Below are 21,772 nucleotides of genomic sequence, written 5' to 3'. Positions count from 1 at the left end.
GTATCAGATGCTATAGCAGATATAAGGAAGGAATGGTAATAATGGATAACGGGATGAGTGTAGTTTTAATCGAAAAAATGCCAGAGGGTGATCTACGAGTAATTGAAGAGCGTACGTGGAGCATGAATATGATAACTGCACTTGAACATGTCAATTATATAGTGGTGGGCAGTAAGGAATATGAAGCGGTTGAAGGACGACTGAATGTGGATGAGGGCAAGCTGGAGCTTTTGCTTGTTCCGATGCACACTGAGGGATAGAAGATCATCAGGGAAGGAGAACCTTACGATGGCTAAAGAAGAAAGGGATAAGGAATTGCCTGCATCAAAATTATTTACCGCCGATGGCAAACCCATCCGTGTATTATCAACATCGCTAGGCATAGCCTTATTAGCGAATGCTATGTTTATTCCTGGCGGAGCGGGGGCTAGCGCGAATACTTCTGCGGGCGAACCACAGCTAGTCTCTTGGTCTAATGAAGAGGTTAAAGCTTATTTTGATAAAAATGTGGATTGGAATATTCCCTATCCCGAAGAAGGTACGAAAGAGGTAGAGGAGCAAGGCCAAGGCGTAGTAACTTCAAACGGGACAACTGTAGTGAATAACTATGGCGGTTATCATTCAGGTTTTGGCTGGACGGATTTGCTTCTGTATCATATGTTGTTTAACAGCGGTGCCAATTACTCTTCCAGAGGATGGGCTAAGGACCGTCCTACCTATTATGGAGGCACGAGAACCACTTATAAACCACCTACTTATAGCAGCGAAAAGTTTCAGAATAAAAAGGTGCCCGGTTCTGTAGTGAAACCTAAAACCTCAACCTCATCCACGGGTTCCATCACGAGAAGGGGTTCCTCTTCGAAGACCGGAATCGGGGGCACTTCCAGTGGCTTAAACTCTTCGAAGAACTCTAAATCAAGCTCAGGCTCGAAATCTTCATCGAGATCAGGTTCAAGCAAGAGTGGTTTCGGCGGATGAGTGATCAGCAGAGCGTGTTTGAGATCCTGGATTTGTCTGATCTGGAGCGGGGCCCACGGGTACAAGCGCTGTATGAGCTTGGGTTCACTTGGGCAGATCTAGAGGAAGAAGAGTATTGGATGGATGCAATAGCTGTGATGCGCAGCGACATTTACAAGGAGCTTGAGGAAGCCTCCGCAAAGCTTTGGGCTATCCTCGATAAGGCGGTTCGGTATATACATCTAAAACGCGATTTGTATGAGCTACTGGGCATTCCCCCTGTTCTTTGGGAGATGCTTGATGGGTCTCCTATTCCGGAAGAAGGCTTAATCAGCCGGTATGCAAGGTTTGATTTTGCGATAGCTCATGATGGAACAATCAAGCTTCTGGAACTGAATGCCGATACACCTACAGGTTATGTGGAGGCTTCCATAGCAACACCTTGGATCTGTGAACAGGCGGGTGTGGCTAGTCCAAATCATGCGATGAAGGAACAACTTGCCGCAGCATGGCAGATAGAACGTCCAGATACCGCAGCTTGTGTTGCTTATGGGTCCCATCTTGAAGATTCAGGTACGATTGAAGCCTTGGTCAGACATAGCGGACTTACTATTCAGTGTGTGGATTGCCTCGACCTGTGGGTCGATGAGGGCATTCTGAAGGATGGGGAGGACCGGGTGATACAGCGGATGTTTGCTCTATATCCTAAAGAGTGGATGGCCGTCGACGAAGGTGGAGATGCACTTGCCTATGCCGTTGAGCAGGGAAATCTTCAGCTTTTTAATGGACCTCACAGTATCCTGTTGCAGTCTAAGGGATTGATTGCAGCTGTGTGGGGAATGTATGAGCTTGGCTTATTATTTGACAATGAAGAGCGTGAGGCGATCTCACGTTATATTTTGCCGACTTATAATAAGCCTGTGTTCTCTGGCAGCTTTGTGTCCAAATCTGTATTTGGCCGCGAAGGCGGTTCTGTACGTCTCTTTGACGATAGTGGAACTCTGGAAATTGAGGACGAAGAGGGTTATGATAGCAGTCAGCTTTTTCCCTCTGTATATCAAAAAAGAGCTGAACTAGCCCGAATACACACCGCCGAAGGTGAATTCCACCTACTGACAGGCATGTTCGTCATTAATGGGAAGCCGTGTGGGCTGCTCGGCCGGGCTGGCGGACTGATTACGGGCAATGCCAGTCATTTTATCGCGTTGGGAGTGAGATAGTTGGATAAAAGTAAGGCTATAAACAAGTCGTCTACTAGATTAGTAAAGGCCCGGATCGGCGCTTTATGTATGATGCTTCTAACGGTGCTGCTGCTTAGTGCATGTTCCAGTAATCAGGGGAGTGTGTTTGATTCAGGCACTGCCGAAACTTCTGATAGTGTTGCACGGGTACCTTGGGATTACCGGGTTGTGGAGAGTACAGTAGGCGATCTAATTGGCAGCGATATGACGGTGTTGCCGGATAATGAGCTGCTGCCGAATGATGAGAATTATGCTACTGGCGATAAAATATGGACATTGCAGTTCATGGACGCTGAGCTGATCACAGATGCTGACCAACGCAATGAAGTCCGCCTATCTTCCTGGACGACCATTAAATCGTATCCCGATGAAAAAACAGCAGTAGAGGACCTTACCAACCTTAAGGTATCGGTAACTACGGATGTTGATCTTGTAGGAGTATACAAGACAAAATATAATGAGAAGACAAGAAACTTTGCCGTCCTTGAGCTGCCTTCCGGCAACCGGATCAAGCAGCCGATAGACGATGAGCGTTATGCAGCATTAGAGAAAGAAAAGACCGCTTCCGTAGTCCTTGAGGAAGTACATGATTTCGCCGATTATGACTCGGCATATGCGAAATTTCGGGGGTGGGCAAAGTGACGATTGTTGTTAATTTGATAGTCAGTATATTTGTGATTATTCTTCTGCAATTGTTGGGTATGGTTATCTTTGGCTTGATGACCCCGTTCAAGGATATGGAAGAGCTGAAAAAAGGGAATGTGGCTGTAGCTCTAGCGCTTGGCGGCAAATTTCTCGCCACAGCAATTATCATTGGAGTAGCGGCGTATACGAATACCTCTATTCTGCATATGATCATTTGGTTTGCTGTCGGTTATGTGTGCCTCATCGCTGCTTACTGGATTTTTGAATTGGCGACCCCAAGCTTTAAAATTTCAGAACATCTGGAAAAAGGCAATGTGGCAGTAGGCACTATGCTCTGCTTGGTGTTTATCGGCACAGCGTTTGCAGTCAGCAGTTTGATTGTTTAGTTCAAAAATCGCAGATGGACATGGATAAGGCTGCCCTCAGTAATAACCTCGAGAGGCAGCTTTATTAATGTGAGGAAGGGATGGCAGATGCATTTTTTTCTGAGAATATCCACCAGGATGATGCGTTTACGCAAACGGTCGATCGGTTTGATTATTTTGATCTTTATAATTCTTAGCGCATCGATAGCTTACCTGCTTGAACCGAGTACATTCCACAACTGGTTTAATGCCTTCTATTGGGTCATGACAACGATGGCCACCGTTGGGTATGGGGATTATTTTGCCGAGACTGTAGTTGGTAAGCTATTCACCATGTTTCTGTATATTTTTGGGATTGGTCTTCTCAGCTTGGTTATTGGCAAGGTCATTGACTCTATTGCAGAAGTGCAGAGAAGGAGAGGAGCAGGAACATTGAGCTTCCGGGGAAAGGATCATGTGATATTAATCAATTGGAGTAAGAAAGCACAAGCTGCGGTAGATGAGGTGTTATGCTATTCACCTAAATGTCATATCGTCATCATTGATGAGATAGGACGGCATCCGCTGGAGCATATGGAACAGGTCCACTTTGTAAGCGGTGATGCTTCCAGCGATGAGATTCTCCTTAAAGCTAACATATACGAAGCCCGGGCAGCCATTGTGTTCGGAGACACACGGATTGATGAGGCATCGCTAATTGACGGGAAGTCTCTGCTTATCGCCTCCAGCATTGAGCGCATAGCGCCACAAGTACATACTACCGTAGAAATTATGCAGGAGAAGAATATACAGAATTTCAGGCATGTTCAGGTCAATGAATTCGTTCTGTCGCATGATGCCATTTCTAGATTGGCTGTCCGATCCGCTCTACAAGAGGGGAATTCAGAGGTGATTACGCAGCTGCTGAGCCGCCAGTATGGGGATGATATTTATGAGATTCCAGTGAATAGTGCATGGAAGACCTATGGGCAGGCGTTTCAGGAATTGCTCCTTCAAGGTGCAACTTTACTCTCGGATCGTAGTGACCTTAGCATCAATCGCAAGCTGGGCCAGCCTATTCCTAAAGAGGCTAGATTATATATTGTTTCGGATGAAGAGACGTACCGGAGAATTAAAGGTTAGGTCAGAGATAAGCGAGTAAGCGGATTTTCGGGAGAAGGGCTTCTCGGAATTCCGCTTCTTTTTGTTTGCCGTTCCTTCCTTAAGGGTAAGAGATGAATATTATCGTTACTCTACCTTTCGGAAGGAGCCATTGTTAATGAGTGAACAGCAAAAAGTGAACGGAAATAGCAAAAATGAGCAACTGGAACAGTTTCGCAGTAAGGACGAAGGTCACGCTTTAACAACCAATCAGGGATTGAAAGTGTCCGAGGATGAGTTCTCCCTAAAAGCCGGTGACCGGGGGCCAACCTTGCTGGAGGATTTTCATTTTCGGGAAAAAATGACCCATTTCGATCACGAGCGGATTCCTGAGCGGATCGTGCATGCACGCGGATTTGCCGCCCACGGGGAGTTTGAAGTATATAAATCGTTGAAAGAATATACGAAGGCGAAATTCCTTCAAGATCCGTCCGTAAAGACCCCGGTGTTTGTCCGGTTCTCAACGGTAGCAGGATCACGGGGTTCAGCCGAAACTGTGCGGGATGCCCGGGGCTTCTCGACCAAATTTTATACCGAAGAAGGCAATTATGATTTGGTAGGCAATAATATGCCGGTCTTTTTTATACAGGATGCGATTAAGTTCCCTGATCTAGTGCATGCGCTTAAGCCGGAGCCGCATAATGAAATGCCTCAGGCGGCATCAGCCCATGATACCTTCTGGGATTTCATCGCCAATAACCAGGAATCGGCCCATATGGCGATGTGGCTGATGTCTGACCGCGCCATTCCGCGAAGCTTCCGGATGATGGAAGGGTTTGGGGTTCATACCTTCCGTCTGATCAATGAGCAGGGGAAAGCACATTTTGTTAAATTCCATTGGAAACCAGTGCTTGGTGTACACTCTTTGGTGTGGGACGAAGCACAGAAAATATCAGGAGCGGACCCTGACTTTCACCGACGTGATTTATGGGAATCGATTGAAGCCGGCAACTTTCCGGAATACGAGCTGGGCATTCAGCTTCTTAGTGAAGAAGATGAATTCAAGTTTGATTTCGACGTGTTGGACCCTACAAAGCTATGGCCAGAGGAAGACGTGCCCGTGCAGATCGTTGGGAAAATGACCTTGAACCGCAACGTGGATAATGTTTTTGCCGAAACGGAGCAGGTGGCTTTCCACCCTGGACATGTAGTGCCAGGTATTGATTTCACCAATGACCCGCTACTTCAGGGCAGACTATTCTCTTATACGGATACCCAGCTGATTCGGCTTGGGGGTCCTAACTTTCATGAATTGCCGATTAATAGACCGGTGTGTCCTTTCCACAACAACCAGCGTGACGGATATGGGCGGCAGACGATTAATCAGGGCACTGTGAGTTATCATAATAATTCTCTGGCCCAAAATACACCGAGACCTGTCCCAGAGGCTGAAGGCGGTTATGTGCATTATCAAGAAAAGGTTGAGGGCCGTAAGGTACGGAGCCGGAGTAAAAGCTTTGAGGATCATTTTTCACAAGCCAAGTTATTCTGGAATAGTATGAGCCCTCCGGAACAATTGCATATTATCGAAGCTTATTCTTTCGAGCTTGGGAAGGTTAAGAGTAAGTCGGTCCGACAGCAGGTCGTAAATATGCTCGCTAACATTACCTCTGAGCTTGCTGTACCTGTGGCAGAAGCCATTGGAGTAGCGGCTCCAGAAGTTGGCGGTTCTGAGGTCACTCAAGCTTCCCCAGCCTTAAGTCAAGCTAATACGAAAAAACATCCCAACACGCGTAAAGTAGGCGTGATTATCGGGGATGGTTTTGATGAAGCTGCGGTAATGCCTGTATTGGACACGCTTATGGGAGCTGGGATTCAACCGGAGCTAATCAGTGATAAGCTTGGATTTATTAAAGGCTCAAACGGCACAGAGCTTGAAGTCATCCACACCTTATCCACTACAGATTCGGTGCTCTTCGATGCGATTTATGCGGCTGGTGGAAATGCAGAGCGCAAGAAATTCCATAAAGATGCAGCGCTATTCCTCAACCAAGCATATGCACATTTTAAACCCATCGCGATGACCACAACACTTGCTGAGCTGCTTGCAACAGATGAACACAGAAGCAGTCCGGGCGTCGTAATAGGCGATGGTGGGGAAGTTTTTGCGGCTAGCTTCGTTGCGGCCATTTCTGCCCATCGTTTTTGGGAACGTATGGAATAAAGTAAATAGATGATAGAAAAAGAGGGGTCTGCTCGTCAGAAGGCGTGTGGATGCCTCTTTTTTTCATCTAATGGTTTCATAAATTTAACATTTGGATTAAGTATGTGATGTATATTACCGTTATAGATAATACTAGGCAATATAAGCAGATGCTTAGGGAGGTGATTTTTTGAGGAAAGAGATAGCTGTTGCTGTAGTGGTACTTATAGGTTTTACAGCATTAACAGCATGCGAGCAAACAGCAACGCCGGCATCAACACCCTCGCCCTCCGCGAATGTTCATACAACAGAGCCACCGAATCCTACGGGTTCGGCTAATAATGATGTGGGGGACCATTCACAGGAATTGGATGCTTTAGAGCAATTTATTGTTACGAAGCTTACCGGCTCGTCCGGTGTTTATACGAATTTAATTGAAACAGAGCAATCCGGGGAAGCGGCAAGCGGCCATGAGATTCTAAGTGAGTCTGCCTCTCTGAGGATGCTGGCAGCCGTACGGAGTGGTGAGAAAGAGCGATTTGCAGAAGAATGGGCGCTGGCTAAGCAAACCTTTGATATGAAGGGCGGTTTTAGCTACCGATATAGCCCTAAACAGCAGAAATTATATCCTGTGAATGCTGCCGTTGATGACTTACGTATCATTCGTGCGCTTTATGAAGCGGGGGATACGTTTAGGGATAAACACTATACAGAGGAAGCGGATAAGTATGGTGAAAGATTTTATAACTATAATGTAAAAAATGGATATATGTATGACTTCTATGATGAAAATTACAAAAAAACCAACACATTCGTTACTTTATGTTATATTGATTTAGGTACAATGCGAAAATTGTCGGTTTCTGGAGAATCTCGTGAATTTTTGTTGAATAATATGAGCGTTATACTGAAAGATGGATATTTATCAGATGAGTTTCCCTTCTATGAAACAAGGTTTAATTATGAGAGTGGAACCTATACTTCGGAGAATATCAATACAGTAGAATCGCTACTGTCTATTCTGGCTTTGGCAGAGGTAGACCAGCAGAAATCCTCCAGCATTGATTATATCAAGCAGCAGGTCGAAGCTGGCACATTATATGGACAATATTCGCGTGAGGGAAAGCCGCTTAACGATATTCGCTCAACAGCCATTTACGCTATTACGGCTATGATTGGTGCCGAGATCGGAGACGATGCACTCTATCGCAAAAGCATTGAAAGAATGAACGAGTTCAGAATAACCGATGCCGGCAGCTCACTGTATGGAGGCTTCGGCGATGTAGCTAGTGGCCAAGCCTATTCCTTTGATAATCTGATGGCATCATTGGCCTATGTCTATTAATTTAAACCTATAGTAACGAAGGTGAATCTGCATGATAAACAACACGGTGAAATCACCTCTGAGGCAGGGGATGACACTCGCTAACCTACCGTTGCCATTGTCCCCGGCTTTTATCACTGCTGTTGGAGTGTTGCTTCTAACCATCATAGCCTTATTTACCGCCCCGTATGTCGGAATGGCGGATAATGGTGATTTTTTTCGCAGCATCTATAGTAACGGAATTTATTTCAATCTGCCGGATTATGACGAGCAATACTTTGGTTATTTTGTAAAGCAATATGGAATCTTTCAATATTTTAATGAGAATGGCGCGACATTATTTTCTTCGCAGTCCCTATTTATCAAGCTGGCCATTGGACTTAATAAGCTGTTTTTTAGCAGCGAGGTTTTCGATATCCGGTTTCAAGCAGTCATTTATACGATTTTATATGTTGCGGCGATCTACTTATTAATAGAGGCTGTTACATGGGGGATGACCCGCAAGCAGGGATGGGTCACTGCAGGTATTGCTATTTTTATATTTGGAGATACCGGGTATACCGCTTATTTCAACTCCTTTTACGGCGAGAGCGTCGTGATGATCACGATGATTACTATGTTCGCAGCTTGGTTGTTGTTATATCAAAAAAGATACAATGACTATGTGCTGCTGGCCCTGTTCTTGATCAGTACGATCATCCTGACTACTTCCAAGCAGCAAAATGCGCCAGTGGGTATAATCATTGCGGTTCTGGGGTGTTCGCTCCTTTGGATTCGCAGGGATAAAATATTTCGCATTCTGACAATGGTTTCCCTTGCTTTGATCCTGTTCGCGGGTGTGTTCACCTATTTGAATATCTCGGATGAGTTCGTGAATATTAACCAGTTCCATGCCATGACCCGCGGGGTGCTGAAGGATTCCTCCGATCCGGAGAAGGCACTGAAGTCATTCGATATTGATGAACAATATGCCATCTTGAAGAATAGCATTTACTACGAGAAATACGGAACTATTGATGTGAATTCACCGATCCTCCAAGAGAACTTTTACAGTCGTTACGGATTTGTTTCGATCCTTAAATACTATATATCGAATCCGGATCAGCTTAACTCGATTCTTAATGTAGCTGCTCAAAGTGCATTCTCGATCAAACCAGCGGCGATGGGCAATTACGAGCAATCCCTTGGGAAGGAATTTCGAGCACAGAGTCACTTTTTTACTGGATACAGTCAGCTGAAAAAGGCTTTGGCACCACGAACGATAGGTTTTATCTTCCTTTGGACAGTGCTTGTCATCGGTCTGTATATGCCTTCTTTCGTAACAGCCATTAAGGCACGTAATTTTAGAGGATTGCAGCGGATGGTATTGATTGTCGCTACGATAGGCATTGGTCTTTCAGGCATTTTTGTATCGATTATCGGTGCTGGTGATGCCGACATTTCCAAGCATGAATTCTTGTTCACTTTATCTTTTGATTTGGTGACCTTTCTGACAGTATCTAGTGTGATCGGACGCAGATTCTCCAAAAATCGTAAAAAGCCGGTTAACGAGAGCCCCACCACGTCTAGTCCATTTACAAAGCCTCAAAAGGATGTGAGTGTTTGAAGCGCAGAGGGATCTTATACTGTATATTGCTGCTGACGCTGAGCTTAACCATCCTATTGCTTCCCACCACTCCTGTTCAATCTGCTGCATCGCCACAACAAGTCTTACTGCTCTATGACAGCCTTGCCAAGGGGACCGCTAAGGATGGAAATGTGACTGAACTTCAACGTCTGCTGGCAGCTTACTCGACAAAGGTTACACTTCGAAGCCTAGATCAATACGAGCAGGGGATGCTGAAAAATTACTCCAGAGTGATCATGGTCCGTAACGAAGCGGATATTTCGATCACGAATAAATCCTATATAGAGGATTGGGAGCATTATCAGGGGCAGTATTTGCATATCGGGTACAACCCACCCGCTAGTCTAATGAAGGCGTTACAGCTAACCACTGATGTGATCTATGACGGGAGTGCTGAGCTCGAAATTGGACAGTTCTCCGGAATTCAAGCTAAGGTGCAGGATATGCCTTATATTGCAGCGAGTCAGGCGGTCAAATCCTTTGGGAAACTATCTTTTGCGGAGGAGGGTCTGCAAGCACCGTACGCTGTGAGTAAGGGGAATGATACATATGCCCCATATTTTGAACAAGGGAATGTCAGTACGCTGGGGATGGCGTATGTTCTGAAGGATTGGCTCCATATCACTGCTGCTCCTAAAATGTACCTTGCGATCAAAGAAATCTATCCTTTCTCCGATCTGCGACTGCTGGCAGAAACGGGTGAGCGGCTGTATCAACTGGGGATTCCGTTTCTTGCAAGTGTGCGGCCTGTGTTCAGCAATACCGATTATCCGGCCATGCAGCGTTATTTAGTGGCCATGAAAAGTGTGCAATCCAGCAATGGAAGCATTCTGGTCAATGCCCCAGTGGTGATGCCAACGATAAGCTCCATTGACCATACGCTTAAAGAAAAGATGAATGATTTCATCAATCTGTTGGCCGAAAATGGGCTTGGGCCGCTTGGAGTCGGGGCGGAAATGCATTGGTCGTATGACAAAGAGTATTCAGAAGCGGGGATGAGCTTTTTTGATTCCGTGGTGTTATATCCGGATGAACAGATTGATTATATGGAGCAGAGCGACACCTCTAAATCCTTTCCATCCTCTTTATATAGCGTTCCGCTGGAATTTCTTCAGGCTTTGCCTACATCCAATAAAGTGATACCGCAATTGCCGATGGATACTGTAATCACCGTCGACATGCCCGAGGATGAGCGTCAGCTTGAAGAAATGCTGCAAAGTCTGGAACGGAATTGGGTTTCTTTTGCCGATTATAAGCAAGAAGAGCATCAGGTCGTTACTGATCAGAACACAATCTCCTCACTAGATGGAATGATTTCTATTAATGGACAACCTCTAAGCCTGGACTATACACCGGAAACAGTAGATAGCGATTATCGCTACACAGAGGAACAGCAAAAGAGCTTTACTAGACTTTTCAATATTCAGAATCAATTTTTTATTGTTGTGATCATGATTTCTCTGCTGCTGTTTGGCGGATTGCTGATGATCGGATACCGGTTATATCGCAGAAAGTTTTTGAAATGAGACAACTAATCGTGATTTGGAGGACCCTATGACGATTTCAGACGTGCTGATGGTGATTGCGGTGATCTGTATTTGGTCTCTGCTGCTGGTGAATGTGACCCTCATTATCGCGGGCTATCTATATTACATTAAATCCGAAAATGAGGATATACCAGAGATAGAGGGTGAATATCCTTTTGTTTCAATTATGGTTCCCGCTCACAATGAGGGGGTAGTGATTTGTAAGACGGTTGAATCTCTGCTCGCGCTGGATTATCCGCAAGATCGGTATGAGATTATTGTAATTAATGATAATTCCTCTGATAACAGTGCCGAGCTGCTGGCGGGAATACAATCCCGAAATCCGGGGCGCCAGCTGGTAGTCATTAATACGGATGCAGTTACAGGAGGCAAAGGTAAATCCAATGCCTTGAATATAGGCTTTACCAGCTGTAAAGGGGAGCTAATCGCCATTTATGATGCCGACAATACTCCGGAGAAAACAGCTTTGCGTTATCTGGTTGCTGAGATCATGCATGATTCCAGCCTCGGTGCAGTGATCGGGAAGTTCCGGACCCGTAATCGTGATGCAAGTTTACTGACCCGGTTCATTAATATTGAGACCTTATCCTTTCAATGGATGGCTCAAGCGGGACGCTGGAAGCTGTTCAAGCTTTGCACTATTCCGGGAACCAATTTCATTATGCGCAGGTCAATTGTGGAAAGCATCGGTGGCTGGGATGTCAAAGCGATAGCCGAGGATACAGAAATCAGCTTCCGGATTTATATGATGGGTTACCAAATCAAGTTCCAGCCGAAATCCGTCACGTGGGAGCAGGAACCCCAGACCCTAAAGGTCTGGTTCAAGCAGCGAACCCGCTGGGCGAAGGGCAATATTTATGTCATTGTCAAAAATATTCCGCTGCTGTTCAATAAATCGGCCGCAAAGGTCCGGTTCGATATTCTTTATTTTCTATCCATTTACTTCTTGCTGCTGCTGTCGTTAATCACCTCCGATGTGCTGCTGATCCTGCATGCTTTGGGTTATGTGCATACTACTATTGCAGGTCTTAGTAATTTCTTATGGCTGCTCGCTATTATTCTTTTCGTTGTGGGGACCTTCATCACGCTAACGACAGAAAAGGGCGAGATGAGCTTGTCCAATCTAGGGATTGTGATGTTGATGTATGTGTCTTATTGCCAGCTGTGGATGGTTGTCGCGGCTAACGGGTTATATCTATACCTGAAAGACCTCATCTTCAAAAGAGAAGCCAAATGGTACAAGACAGAGCGCTACTAACGAGGCACCAAAAAGTCATATGAGAAAAATGTAATCACAGGAGAAACAGAACATGAAGATAAAAAAACAGCTGGTTATACTGTTAACCTGCCTCTCCCTTTTGTTAATTCCAATCCATCCAGCTGCCGCAGAGACGTTGCCGCAGGATCATAAGTCGACTTATACAACCTCATTTACGGGAACGGACTCGTCCTTAACAGGTTCGAGTGCCCAGCAGCAATATTTTGAGGTTCTGGATTATTGGAATGTGGATCAAGTAAAGATCAAACTGCATTTTCAAATTTCACAAATTACCGAAGAGCAGATTTCTAGTGTTACCTTAACGCTAAACGGCAGCCCGTTCTATACGTTTCGTCCGTCACTACAAGACAACGGCGAACAGCTGTTGACCCTTGCGGCACCCAAGGGGTTTCTGAAAAAAGGGACGAATACACTGGGCATTCAGGGCTATTTGAAGACAGATCGTCAAGATGACCTCTTTTGTTCGGTCGATGAAACGTCGGATAATTGGCTGCATCTGTTCAATACGTCCAGTGTTAACGTGATTTATACCGCAAAGCCCTTGAGTGGAGGGATCAGTGACTTCAGCGAGCGATTCGCCGGGATAGATACCTTAACGAAGAGTCAGAGTATTCTGACTGTACCGGACAAAAGCACGGCGGCAGAAATGGAAGCAGCCACTTATGCGCTCTCCGGGTTTGTTAAGGGGATTACGTTAAATGATAAGACTATTCCCCTACTTCCCTACCGGGCAGACACTGTGCAGAATAAGGCCGCAGTTGTACTGGTAGCTATGTATGACAGAGTACCAAGCGAACTGAAAGCTAAGCTAAGCTCCACTGAAGATTTGGGTACGCACGCGCTGCTCCAGCTAGTGAATAAGGATACCCAGCCCACCTTGGTTGTAACCTCGAAGGATGAGAACTTGCTGATTAAAGCGGGTCGTTTGATTGCTAATCCAGAGCTGATCGGGCAGATCACTAGTGATCTGAAAACAGTAACGGATGCTACAGAAGTGTCAGCACCTGCGCTTTCGATTAGCTCTAACATCACGTTCACTGAGACAGGTGATAAACTGACCGGGGCACATCATCAGGAGCAGACGTATTTTATTTCATTGCCAGCGAACCGCTCGATTGCCGATTCCGGTAAAATCAGCCTGGATTTCCGTTATGCACAGAATTTGGATTTTACTCGTTCATTGGTTACCGTGAGCATCAACAATACTCCGATTGGCAGTAAGAAGCTGACTAAGGAACTGGCGAATGGCGATATTCTTAATCTCTCGGTGCCTCAGAACTTGAATATCTCCGGAAATTTCTCGGTGACAGTGGCTTTTGATTTGGAGATCGAAGGAGCCAGATGTATTATCGATCGGGATCAAATGCCATGGGCTTATATCAGTAAAGATTCTGTAATGCAGCTGAATACGAAGGATCGCACGGATCTCTTATTTAATAACTATCCATATCCGTTCATCCGCGATGGGATCTATAATCATGTAGCGGTTGTACTGCCCGAACAAATGGATGATTACGCCTATTTAAGTGTATCGAATATCTTTAATCTGCTTGGTAAATATGCCAGCGGAAATATAGGGAACATCCAGTTCTATACCGATACTGTCAGCGCCGATCATTTGAAAAATAATAATATCATCGCTATTGGTGCTTATAAGAATAATAAGGTGATCCGTGATCAGAATGCTAAGCTTTATTTTCAATATAACGGAGATGGAACCACAATTCGCTCCAATGAGAAAATGAGTATTGAAGAGCAATACGGTGCACGAATCGGAACACTGCAGCTGATTGATTCGCCATTTGAGGCGGGACGTGCATTGCTCGCGGTTACGGGAGTCAGCTCGGAAGAGTATTACTTAGGATCGAAGCTGCTCGCTACAGAACGGGACAAGTGGAAGGTGTTTGGCGATGGTGCAATCGTTGATAAAGACGGTAATGTCAGCGCACACCGCTTCAAAACGATCACTGGAGCAGCCGAGGACTCTGTGGCCCAAAAAATAATGGAACGGTCGGATGTACTCAGTTTTATCATTGTGATTTTACTGGTTCTAACGCTGGTGGTTCTATCGCTGATCCTGCTGCTTCGCAAACACATGAAGAAACGTGGTGATAAGCGTGAGACGTAATCGCAGCTTAGTGTCGGACATCGCTCTCTTATCATTCCTGGTGTTATCGTTCCTCTGTATCGTCTTCATTGCCGGGGCGCCGGATGATTACCTCCAGAATATTATCATTTTAACGGTGGCTTTTATTCTGGCCATTGTTACGTATTTTACAACGGTCACTGCAGGGCTGGTCTTGAATCTGGTGTTTATCTTTGCTTACGGATTCTACACGATGTACCAGACGATAACGCTAGGGGAGACGATTAGCCTGAATACTTATTTCTGGTTAATTATGACTCCGCTATTAACGGTCGTTCTATGGGTATTCACTTTAAGCAGCCGTGATTTGCAGGTGGAGAATGAGCAGCTACGCAAAAAGACTGCCAATATGGCTATCGTCGATGAAAACACAAATTTGCGGAACAGTATTTCTTTTCAGACGGATGCTACATTATTTACAAGCATTTCGACCCGCTATCAGATTCCGCTCACCCTGCTAGTGGTGAAGGTGAAGTATTGGAAAGAGATCAGACGGATCATTCCTGAAGATCAGCTGGCAGAAGCTATCTATGACGTGTCTCAGCTTAGTCAGGCGAGTATTCGTACCAATGATGCACTCTATCTGCTAGATAAGGATGAAGCAACATGGGGCCTGCTGCTGTTCACGGACAGCGATGGGGCGAAGATTGTGATCGAGCGGATTAAGCTCAAGCTTCAGGAGTTGAATGACAATAATTTCTCCAGAAAATATAAGGTCAGCCTGGGTCTTAAGATTGGGGCGGTCGAATACCAAGCCGGCACGATTGAGAATCCGCTGGATTTCATTGTTCAGGCCAAAAAACAGCTGGAGTACGACGTGTAGGCCAGCTTAAAAATCAACAGTTTCACTATCAGCCTCTGTATGGATGGCGATGAGCACGCTTGCCGGCTCATCGCCTTTATTTATGACCAGATGTGGCACACAGGCATTCCAGCTAAAGGAATCCCCCGCTTGGAACATCCCGAAATCTTCACCTTGCTCCGCATAAACCTCACCTTTTATCACTAAATGGACCTCTTTGCCTTCGTGCGCCTGCGGAGTTTCACCCGTAGAAGTACCCGGAGGGAAATGGACAAGCACCATTCGTACACCACCTGCCGAGCTTAAATGTTCAACTTGCAGTCGATCACTTCCACTGCTGGTGATTTGCCGCTCCTTGGATCGTACCACCTGCATCCGCTCTTCCTTTTTTAACAGCAAATAAGCTAACGGAACGTTCAGTGCATCAGCAATCAGGCTAAGGGTAGCGATCGAAGGAGAGGTCTTATTAGTCTCAACTTGGCTCATAAAACCTTGTGACAGGCCAGTAGTTTCACAGATTTGGGCAATCGTTATATGTTTTCTTTTACGGATTGTACGAATGTTTGAACCTATATTCATAAGTAAAGCCCCTTTTAATATTAGTAATAGCAAATATATTTTTATATTAACAAATTATTAATTGACATACTAGCCAGAGGTTTATAATATTATCCTTACAAATATTATTTTTGTATTACAAATATTTTGAAGGAGTGTTTAGTATGAAGGCACCTTATATATATGATGTCAGTCTACCTTCCGGCTACGATGTGAATCGGGTTTATCCGGTTATCTTCACCTTGCATGGCAAAGGTTCCAATGAGAAGAATATGTTCGGACTTGTCGAGCCCTTGTCTGAAGAGTTTATTATTATCGGGATTCGGGGAAATATGATTTTAGGTGCTGGATTTCAATATTATGATCTCAAAAGTCTAGGTCATCCCATCCGTGAGCAGTTTGATCAGGCTGTATCGCAATTGCAGCAGTTTATCGAATACGCCACCGACAAATATCCTATAGATGCTAAACACCGTTATCTGCTTGGCTTCAGTCAAGGAGCCATTTTGTCCATGACACTCGCTCTTACAATGGGGAATTCGCTTCGGGGAATTGTGGCGCTGAACGGTTATGTTCCGGGGTTTGTGAAGACAGATTATGAGCTGAAGAGTGTGCAGGAGGTATCGGTATTCATCTCGCATGGTGAATATGATTCTGTATTTCCAATTTCAGTGGGGACAGAAACAGCCGCTTATTTCGAAGGTCTAACCCCATTATTAACCTATAAAACTTATCCTTCGGATCATGGTGTATTACCGCAGAATCAGCAGGACCTGATCGCTTGGTTCCTGCAGAACTTAGGGAGTGACAAACTATGATACCTTCTTACTTTATTGCCCATGGTGCCCCTTCTCTGGTACTTGATAACAATGCATATACGAAATTTCTTGGGGAGCTCGCTGAGAGGAATGTCAAACCTAAAGCGATTGTTCTATTTTCTGCACATTTTGAAGAACACACACAGTCGGTTGGAGTTATGGAGACTTTCGACACCATCTATGATTTCTATGGCTTCCCAGATGAGATGTATCGAATGACTTATCCTGCCAAAGGGGACAATGAGGTTGCACAGCAAATTATGTCTCTGTTCCACAAGAATGGGATTGTCAGCAAATTAAATACAGAGCGTGGACTAGATCACGGAGCTTGGGCTATTCTTAAATTAATCTATCCGAATGCAGATATTCCTGTCGTATCTTTGTCAGTTAATCGAGAGCTGTCCAATGAACAGCAATATTTAATGGGTAAGGCTTTATCTGAGCTGCGTGAGCAGGATATTATGATTATTGGCAGCGGTGGAACCGTCCATAATTTGCGTAGCGTGAAGTGGGGAATGGAGAACGTCGAGAAATGGGCGGAGACATTCGATGACTGGCTGCAGCACAGGGTGGAAGCTTGGGATACAGAGTCGCTATTTAACTATCAGGAGCTTGCTCCCTATGGCGTTGATGCAGTGCCGACTAATGAGCACTTTATCCCTCTGATAATAGCTATGGGAGCTGGCGATAACGGGAAAGAAGCGAAGCTGCTGCACCGAAGTTATCAGTATGGTAATTTAAGTCTTAGCTGTTGGGAGTTTAATTAAGAAGGAGGCATTAATGATGGACTTGGGACTTCGTGGGAAATCAGTTTTTGTAGCCGCAGCAAGTAAAGGGTTAGGACTCGCAACTGCGCTGGAGTATGCCCGTGAGGGGGCGAAGGTAATGATCGCCAGCAGGAGTATGGAACAGCTTGTAGACGCACAGAAAGAGATTCAGGCAGCCACAGGACAGCAGGTGAACATTGTTCAGATGGATGTGACTGTCCCAGAGGATATCGTACATGCTATTCAAACGGCTGTAGCCAAAAACGGTGGGCTTGATATTGTAGTGACCAATGCGGGGGGTCCTCATGGCGGAGGTTTCGCTGATATGGAAGACGCGGATTGGAACCAAGGGTTTGAGCTCACACTGATGAGCACTATTCGTTTGATTCGTGAATCACTGCCGCATCTGCGCTCTTCTGGGGCAGGGCGAATCGTTAATATAAGCTCGATTTCTATCAAGCAGCCTATTGAGGAACTGATTCTTTCCAATGTTTTTCGCGCTGGCGTGTATGCCTTGACCAAGAGCTTGGCTACTGAGCTGGCTGCGGATCGCATTTTAATTAATACGATCGCACCAGGGCGTATTGCAACCGACAGGATTCTTCAACTAGACGGCAAACGTGCGCAAGCAGAGGGGATCCCTATGGAGCAGATTCAAGAGGAAGCGCTGCTGCAAATCCCGTTAGGAAGATTGGGCACGCCCGAAGAATTCGGCAAGGCTGCTGTTTTTCTAGGCTCTTTTGCGAATACTTATGTTACGGGACAATCTCTTTTAGTCGATGGAGGAATGGTGAAATCGCTCTAACCTCCGGCGTTATGGGTAGGCTTTGAAAGGTTATGGAAATATTAGTAATTTCAATATTAGTTGCTTTGTACTCTAAATAAGCGTATGATGGAGCGGTGGTCTAAATCGTAAGATTTACGAATTTTCCTACGTTTATTAGGTTATACTATATATAAACCTACAGATCATTTGGATAATTTACCATAAAGGCTCCACGAATTTATTCAGAAGGAGGACGATTAGAATGAGAGAAGGCATACATCCTAAGTACAACCAAGTGATTTTCTTGGATGCAAGCGTAGGCTTCAAATTCTTGAGTGCATCTACTAAATCATCCAATGAAACTATGGAATGGGAAGACGGCAACACTTACCCAGTGCTCCGTGTGGACGCAAGTTCCGCATCCCACCCATTTTACACTGGTAAACAAAGAGATACAGAACAAGGCGGCCGTGTTGACAAGTTCAAACAACGTCTTGCACAAAAGAAATAAGAATCCTTACGGATTGAAGAGGGACAACCCATGTAGAAGCAATCGCTTCGGGGATGTCCCTTTTTTGTGTTCAGGCATGTTAAAATGAGATGAATTTAAAAATATACATGGCGTCGAGGGAGCGATCAGTGATGGAAAATGTAATAAAAGTAGATACAGTCCTAAAGAGTGAAGACGTTCAGGAGTTTAACTTATGGTTCAGCTTGAATAGCCGGATTATACTCAACTCTTTTAGCGTAGTCGCTTACTTTATGATTTTGTTATTAATTACTAAGGATTACAGTACTCAAAGCATCTCAATCCTGGCTGTGACTGCTATAATTCTTGCCGCTGTCTTATGGTATATGACCAAGGCAAGCTTGATCAAAAAATCGAAAAAGGCGTTCAAAACAGATAGCCTAATTCAGCAACCGCAAAATTATACGATTTCAGATGAAGGCATATCTTATCTTTCCGAAGCGGGCACTGGACAAGTGAAGTGGGAAGAGATACATAAGATAGGTGAAACTACGAACTTGTTTGTGTTTTTTGTGTCCACACAGAGAGCGCTGATTATCCCTAAACGTTTCTTTGAATCGGCACAAGATAAAATAACATTTAAGGATTTAGCCAGAAAATATATGTTCTCCAATCGGGTGAAATTTAAGGCATAAGATGTGCTGTTATTGTTGATTCATTTGTACCAAGGATTAGGCTATAATGATAGGAGCGACTTGAAAAATAGGAGAAATATGGCATGCCATGGATTCAGGGATATCCGTATTACTTATTAATGGGCAGTGTTCTAAGTCTGTACATGGGCGTCAGCTCCTATCGGCACCGTAAGTTAGCAGGGAGACGCTATTTGTGGATCTTAATGCTGTTAGTCAGCCTTATATTTGTTGCAACGGCGGGAGAGATTATGTCACTCTCTTTTCAGTCTAAGCTGTGGTGGAAGAATGTGCAGCAGGCTCCGCTTTTTTTTAGTGCGCTCTTTACTTATGCTGTGGTAAAAGAATACGTATCTCCTTCCACAGGGCGCCTGCCCGTGAAGCTTGCAATCTTCTCTATCCCTATTGTTATGGATGTACTTCTTATTTTTACGGATAGCTATCATCATCTGATGCGCAGTGAAGTGGCCGTCCTGACGGTCGCGGGTGTTAGTGGAATTGCTGTAAAGCCTACGCTCCTTAGTATGGCTTTTATTGCGTATGATCAGCTTTTTGGGCTATATGCAGTCTGCTTGCTGGCAGTTTCCCTACTGAATACCCCGAGAGTTTATTTGCGGACTAATTTGCTGCTGTTGGTGGGTTTGCTAGTTCCGGTTATTTCCGTCTTTTTACTCCCCCTCTTGAAGATTACCATTACAGGTTTTACGGCGTTTACTTATTTGCCTGCGATTATAGCGGCTTATTTCGCACTTTTTGTTAGCTCCAAATTAACCATCTTCCCTCTAACCAAAAACAAAATTCTAGAGCACATGAAAGACGGCGTAGTTCTGACTGACCGTTATGATAATATCATTGGCATAAATGATGCGGCGACTGCTATTTTATACGACATTACCGGAATAGCGAACGATAACTGGATGGGAAAAAACATTGATCTTTTTATGAAGTCTCACAAAGACATTGCAGCTCATTACAGTCAGAGGACGGAGGGACAGTTTGAGGTAGTTTGTTCTGGCGCAGGGGAGCTCTGTTATGGGGTTTCTTTAATTGCTACGGAACATGCGACAACAGAGAATAAGGGTATGCTTATTGTATTTAGTGATCATAGTGAGAAGAAGCGGTATGAGCGTGAGCTGGTCTATCAGGCAACGGTTGACGATCTGACAGGGCTATATAATCGCAGGCATTTCATGCAAAGGGTCCAGAATCAAACGATCCCGGATGGATTAGGATTGGCTCTGCTGTTATTTGACATTGATGATTTTAAATTAATTAATGATACTTATGGTCATTTAGCGGGCGATCAGGCGTTAGTTGATTTCTCGAATAAAATACTTCAGGTATACCAGAATAAAGGTATTGCTGGAAGAGTGGGTGGCGAGGAATTTGCCGTATGCTTTTTCGCTGAAGATAAATGTGCAGCCTTAAAAGAAGCAGAGAATTTTCGTACAATGATGAGTGATTACACGATAATCTTGAATGAACAGGATAGCATTCATCTTACCGCAAGTATCGGAATCTCTTTTACGGAGCGTAGAGAGGTGACTTTCGAAGATTTATATCGGGAAGCGGATGAAGCGTTATATCACTCTAAGAATACAGGGAAGAACAGAGTTACGTTAGGTCGTGAACCGATCATAAGAGAAACAGTAAAGGGATAAGAACATCGAAGATAAGGGAGTGGCCTAATGAATCTGACTGTTGATGAAGTGATGAGCAAGCTTGAGGAGATGGGTACAGAGCAGACGAAACGTACCTTCTTACGACATGGCGCAGTGGAACCTTTATTTGGAGTAAAGGTAGGGGATATGAAGAAGCTGGTTAAGGATGTGAAAAAAGATCAGAGTCTGGCAAGGGCTTTGTATCAGACAGGCAATTACGATGCAATGTATTTGGCTGGGCTAACCGTCAATCCCAAGACTATGACGAAGCAAGAGCTTCAAAGCTGGGCTTCGGCGGCCAGTTGGCATGCGGTAGTGGAATATATAGTATCCCCTCTCGCCGCAGAGAGTCCATATGGATTGGAACTTGCGAGAGAGTGGATTCGTTCCTCGGATGAACTAATAGCCGTTTGCGGCTGGAGCACTTATGCAAATTACATTTCAATTACACCGGATGATAAGCTGGACATCGCTGAGATTAGGGAGTTGTTACAACAAGTAGGCGCTACTATTCATCAGGAGCGGAATCGTGTCCGTTATACGATGAATACTTTTGTAATTATGGTGGGCAGCAGTATCACAGAACTGCATGAGGAGGCAGCAAAGATCGCAGCAGGTATAGGTAAGGTCCAGGTGAACATGGGACAAACCGCTTGTAAAGTTCCCATGGCTGTTGATTATATTGCTAAGGTTGAACAGGCTGGGAAGCTTGGTGTGAAGAAGAAAACTTGTATTTGCTAAGTTAGATATTTAGGTAACCCTTCAAGGTGAAAGGCACTTGTGGGTTTTTTTTTATTCCGGGAAAAACAAGTGTTTCAACCCTGC

21 protein-coding genes are annotated in these 21,772 nt (G+C 44.8%); 20 read left to right on the top strand and 1 reads right to left on the bottom strand.

Annotated elements, in window-relative coordinates; genetic code table 11:
* Window positions 1–53 precede the first annotated feature (53 nt).
* The 13 genes from NSS82_RS29290 to NSS82_RS29230 all read left to right on the top strand — a co-directional run bounded on the left by NSS82_RS29290 (window position 54) and on the right by NSS82_RS29230 (window position 15,237).
* Window positions 54–260, top strand: a complete 207-nt coding sequence (locus NSS82_RS29290) for a hypothetical protein (protein WP_232061479.1) — start codon at window positions 54–56, stop codon at window positions 258–260.
* A 28-nt stretch (window positions 261–288) separates the two neighbouring features.
* Complete coding sequence (locus NSS82_RS29285) at window positions 289–978, top strand: hypothetical protein (protein WP_036682194.1); 690 nt, start codon at window positions 289–291, stop codon at window positions 976–978.
* The gene (locus NSS82_RS29280) at window positions 975–2,177 is read left to right on the top strand and encodes a glutathionylspermidine synthase family protein (RefSeq protein ID WP_036682191.1); all 1,203 of its coding nucleotides are present in this window, start codon (window positions 975–977) and stop codon (window positions 2,175–2,177) included. Before NSS82_RS29285 ends, NSS82_RS29280 begins: the two co-directional genes overlap by 4 nt.
* Window positions 2,178–2,246: 69 nt before the next feature.
* On the top strand, window positions 2,247–2,840 hold the full coding sequence (locus NSS82_RS29275; RefSeq protein ID WP_232061559.1) for a hypothetical protein: 594 nt from the start codon (window positions 2,247–2,249) through the stop codon (window positions 2,838–2,840).
* Window positions 2,837–3,229: a DUF350 domain-containing protein gene (locus NSS82_RS29270; protein ID WP_038573772.1), complete on the top strand. Its 393-nt coding sequence runs from the start codon at window positions 2,837–2,839 to the stop codon at window positions 3,227–3,229. Before NSS82_RS29275 ends, NSS82_RS29270 begins: the two co-directional genes overlap by 4 nt.
* Window positions 3,230–3,346: 117 nt before the next feature.
* Complete coding sequence (locus NSS82_RS29265) at window positions 3,347–4,330, top strand: potassium channel protein (RefSeq protein WP_340961188.1); 984 nt, start codon at window positions 3,347–3,349, stop codon at window positions 4,328–4,330.
* A gap of 136 nt (window positions 4,331–4,466) precedes the next feature.
* Complete coding sequence (locus NSS82_RS29260) at window positions 4,467–6,512, top strand: catalase (RefSeq protein ID WP_076099734.1); 2,046 nt, start codon at window positions 4,467–4,469, stop codon at window positions 6,510–6,512.
* Window positions 6,513–6,681: 169 nt separating this feature from the next.
* Window positions 6,682–7,836 carry a glycosyl hydrolase family 8 gene (locus tag NSS82_RS29255; RefSeq protein WP_235219466.1) on the top strand — a complete coding sequence of 385 codons (1,155 nt, stop codon included), beginning with the start codon at window positions 6,682–6,684 and terminating at the stop codon, window positions 7,834–7,836.
* A 31-nt stretch (window positions 7,837–7,867) separates the two neighbouring features.
* Window positions 7,868–9,421, top strand: coding sequence for a glycan biosynthesis hexose transferase WsfD (wsfD, locus tag NSS82_RS29250; protein ID WP_076272945.1), 1,554 nt, complete (start codon window positions 7,868–7,870; stop codon window positions 9,419–9,421).
* Window positions 9,418–10,968: a hypothetical protein gene (locus NSS82_RS29245; RefSeq protein WP_076272944.1), complete on the top strand. Its 1,551-nt coding sequence runs from the start codon at window positions 9,418–9,420 to the stop codon at window positions 10,966–10,968. The genes wsfD and NSS82_RS29245 overlap by 4 nt, the downstream gene beginning before the upstream one ends.
* Before the next feature lie 28 nt (window positions 10,969–10,996).
* A complete protein-coding gene (locus tag NSS82_RS29240) occupies window positions 10,997–12,247 on the top strand; it encodes a glycosyltransferase family 2 protein (RefSeq protein ID WP_036682179.1) in 1,251 nt (416 codons plus the stop codon).
* A gap of 52 nt (window positions 12,248–12,299) precedes the next feature.
* Window positions 12,300–14,396, top strand: coding sequence for a cellulose biosynthesis cyclic di-GMP-binding regulatory protein BcsB (locus tag NSS82_RS29235; protein WP_081386652.1), 2,097 nt, complete (start codon window positions 12,300–12,302; stop codon window positions 14,394–14,396).
* Window positions 14,386–15,237: a diguanylate cyclase domain-containing protein gene (locus NSS82_RS29230; protein ID WP_036682174.1), complete on the top strand. Its 852-nt coding sequence runs from the start codon at window positions 14,386–14,388 to the stop codon at window positions 15,235–15,237. Before NSS82_RS29235 ends, NSS82_RS29230 begins: the two co-directional genes overlap by 11 nt.
* Window positions 15,238–15,243: 6 nt before the next feature.
* Here the strand turns inward: NSS82_RS29230 and NSS82_RS29225 are convergent, their stop codons facing one another.
* Window positions 15,244–15,795 carry a helix-turn-helix domain-containing protein gene (locus NSS82_RS29225; protein ID WP_036682170.1) on the bottom strand — a complete coding sequence of 184 codons (552 nt, stop codon included), beginning with the start codon at window positions 15,793–15,795 and terminating at the stop codon, window positions 15,244–15,246.
* Between the two features lie 143 nt (window positions 15,796–15,938).
* Between NSS82_RS29225 and NSS82_RS29220 the strand changes: the two genes are divergently transcribed.
* From NSS82_RS29220 to NSS82_RS29190, 7 genes are all read left to right on the top strand, one after another.
* Window positions 15,939–16,592, top strand: a complete 654-nt coding sequence (locus tag NSS82_RS29220; RefSeq protein WP_038573767.1) for an alpha/beta hydrolase — start codon at window positions 15,939–15,941, stop codon at window positions 16,590–16,592.
* Window positions 16,589–17,359, top strand: a complete 771-nt coding sequence (locus NSS82_RS29215) for a DODA-type extradiol aromatic ring-opening family dioxygenase (RefSeq protein ID WP_038573765.1) — start codon at window positions 16,589–16,591, stop codon at window positions 17,357–17,359. Before NSS82_RS29220 ends, NSS82_RS29215 begins: the two co-directional genes overlap by 4 nt.
* Before the next feature lie 16 nt (window positions 17,360–17,375).
* On the top strand, window positions 17,376–18,164 hold the full coding sequence (locus NSS82_RS29210) for an SDR family oxidoreductase (protein ID WP_076272943.1): 789 nt from the start codon (window positions 17,376–17,378) through the stop codon (window positions 18,162–18,164).
* 223 nt (window positions 18,165–18,387) lie between these two features.
* Window positions 18,388–18,636: a type B 50S ribosomal protein L31 gene (locus NSS82_RS29205; protein ID WP_036682161.1), complete on the top strand. Its 249-nt coding sequence runs from the start codon at window positions 18,388–18,390 to the stop codon at window positions 18,634–18,636.
* Window positions 18,637–18,767: 131 nt separating this feature from the next.
* Entirely contained in the window at window positions 18,768–19,289 is a 522-nt protein-coding gene (locus NSS82_RS29200) for a YcxB family protein (RefSeq protein WP_036682157.1), read from the top strand.
* 83 nt (window positions 19,290–19,372) lie between these two features.
* A complete protein-coding gene (locus NSS82_RS29195; RefSeq protein WP_038573761.1) occupies window positions 19,373–20,947 on the top strand; it encodes a histidine kinase N-terminal 7TM domain-containing diguanylate cyclase in 1,575 nt (524 codons plus the stop codon).
* A gap of 33 nt (window positions 20,948–20,980) precedes the next feature.
* Window positions 20,981–21,688 carry a DNA alkylation repair protein gene (locus NSS82_RS29190; RefSeq protein WP_036682455.1) on the top strand — a complete coding sequence of 236 codons (708 nt, stop codon included), beginning with the start codon at window positions 20,981–20,983 and terminating at the stop codon, window positions 21,686–21,688.
* Window positions 21,689–21,772 lie beyond the last annotated feature (84 nt).

Origin of the sequence: Paenibacillus sp. FSL H7-0735 (genome assembly GCF_038008505.1) — a bacterium.
GTDB classification, from domain to species: Bacteria; Bacillota; Bacilli; order Paenibacillales; family Paenibacillaceae; genus Paenibacillus_AQ; species Paenibacillus_AQ odorifer.
Note: the sequence above shows the minus strand (reverse complement) of the source record. Positions and strands in the feature narration are given on the sequence as shown.

Bases quoted from the DNA above. Each gene is read 5' to 3' on its own strand.
- NSS82_RS29235 (WP_081386652.1), top strand. From the start codon at position 12,300: ATGAAGATAAAAAAACAGCTGGTTATACTGTTAACCTGCCTCTCCCTT.
- NSS82_RS29260 (WP_076099734.1), top strand. From the start codon at position 4,467: ATGAGTGAACAGCAAAAAGTGAACGGAAATAGCAAAAATGAGCAACTG.
- NSS82_RS29195 (WP_038573761.1), top strand. From the start codon at position 19,373: ATGCCATGGATTCAGGGATATCCGTATTACTTATTAATGGGCAGTGTT.
- NSS82_RS29210 (WP_076272943.1), top strand. From the start codon at position 17,376: ATGGACTTGGGACTTCGTGGGAAATCAGTTTTTGTAGCCGCAGCAAGT.
- NSS82_RS29205 (WP_036682161.1), top strand. From the start codon at position 18,388: ATGAGAGAAGGCATACATCCTAAGTACAACCAAGTGATTTTCTTGGAT.
- NSS82_RS29285 (WP_036682194.1), top strand. From the start codon at position 289: ATGGCTAAAGAAGAAAGGGATAAGGAATTGCCTGCATCAAAATTATTT.
- NSS82_RS29220 (WP_038573767.1), top strand. From the start codon at position 15,939: ATGAAGGCACCTTATATATATGATGTCAGTCTACCTTCCGGCTACGAT.
- NSS82_RS29240 (WP_036682179.1), top strand. From the start codon at position 10,997: ATGACGATTTCAGACGTGCTGATGGTGATTGCGGTGATCTGTATTTGG.
- NSS82_RS29290 (WP_232061479.1), top strand. From the start codon at position 54: ATGAGTGTAGTTTTAATCGAAAAAATGCCAGAGGGTGATCTACGAGTA.
- NSS82_RS29215 (WP_038573765.1), top strand. From the start codon at position 16,589: ATGATACCTTCTTACTTTATTGCCCATGGTGCCCCTTCTCTGGTACTT.
- wsfD (WP_076272945.1), top strand. From the start codon at position 7,868: ATGATAAACAACACGGTGAAATCACCTCTGAGGCAGGGGATGACACTC.
- NSS82_RS29280 (WP_036682191.1), top strand. From the start codon at position 975: ATGAGTGATCAGCAGAGCGTGTTTGAGATCCTGGATTTGTCTGATCTG.
- NSS82_RS29200 (WP_036682157.1), top strand. From the start codon at position 18,768: ATGGAAAATGTAATAAAAGTAGATACAGTCCTAAAGAGTGAAGACGTT.
- NSS82_RS29225 (WP_036682170.1), bottom strand. From the start codon at position 15,795: ATGAATATAGGTTCAAACATTCGTACAATCCGTAAAAGAAAACATATA.
- NSS82_RS29275 (WP_232061559.1), top strand. From the start codon at position 2,247: ATGATGCTTCTAACGGTGCTGCTGCTTAGTGCATGTTCCAGTAATCAG.
- NSS82_RS29265 (WP_340961188.1), top strand. From the start codon at position 3,347: ATGATGCGTTTACGCAAACGGTCGATCGGTTTGATTATTTTGATCTTT.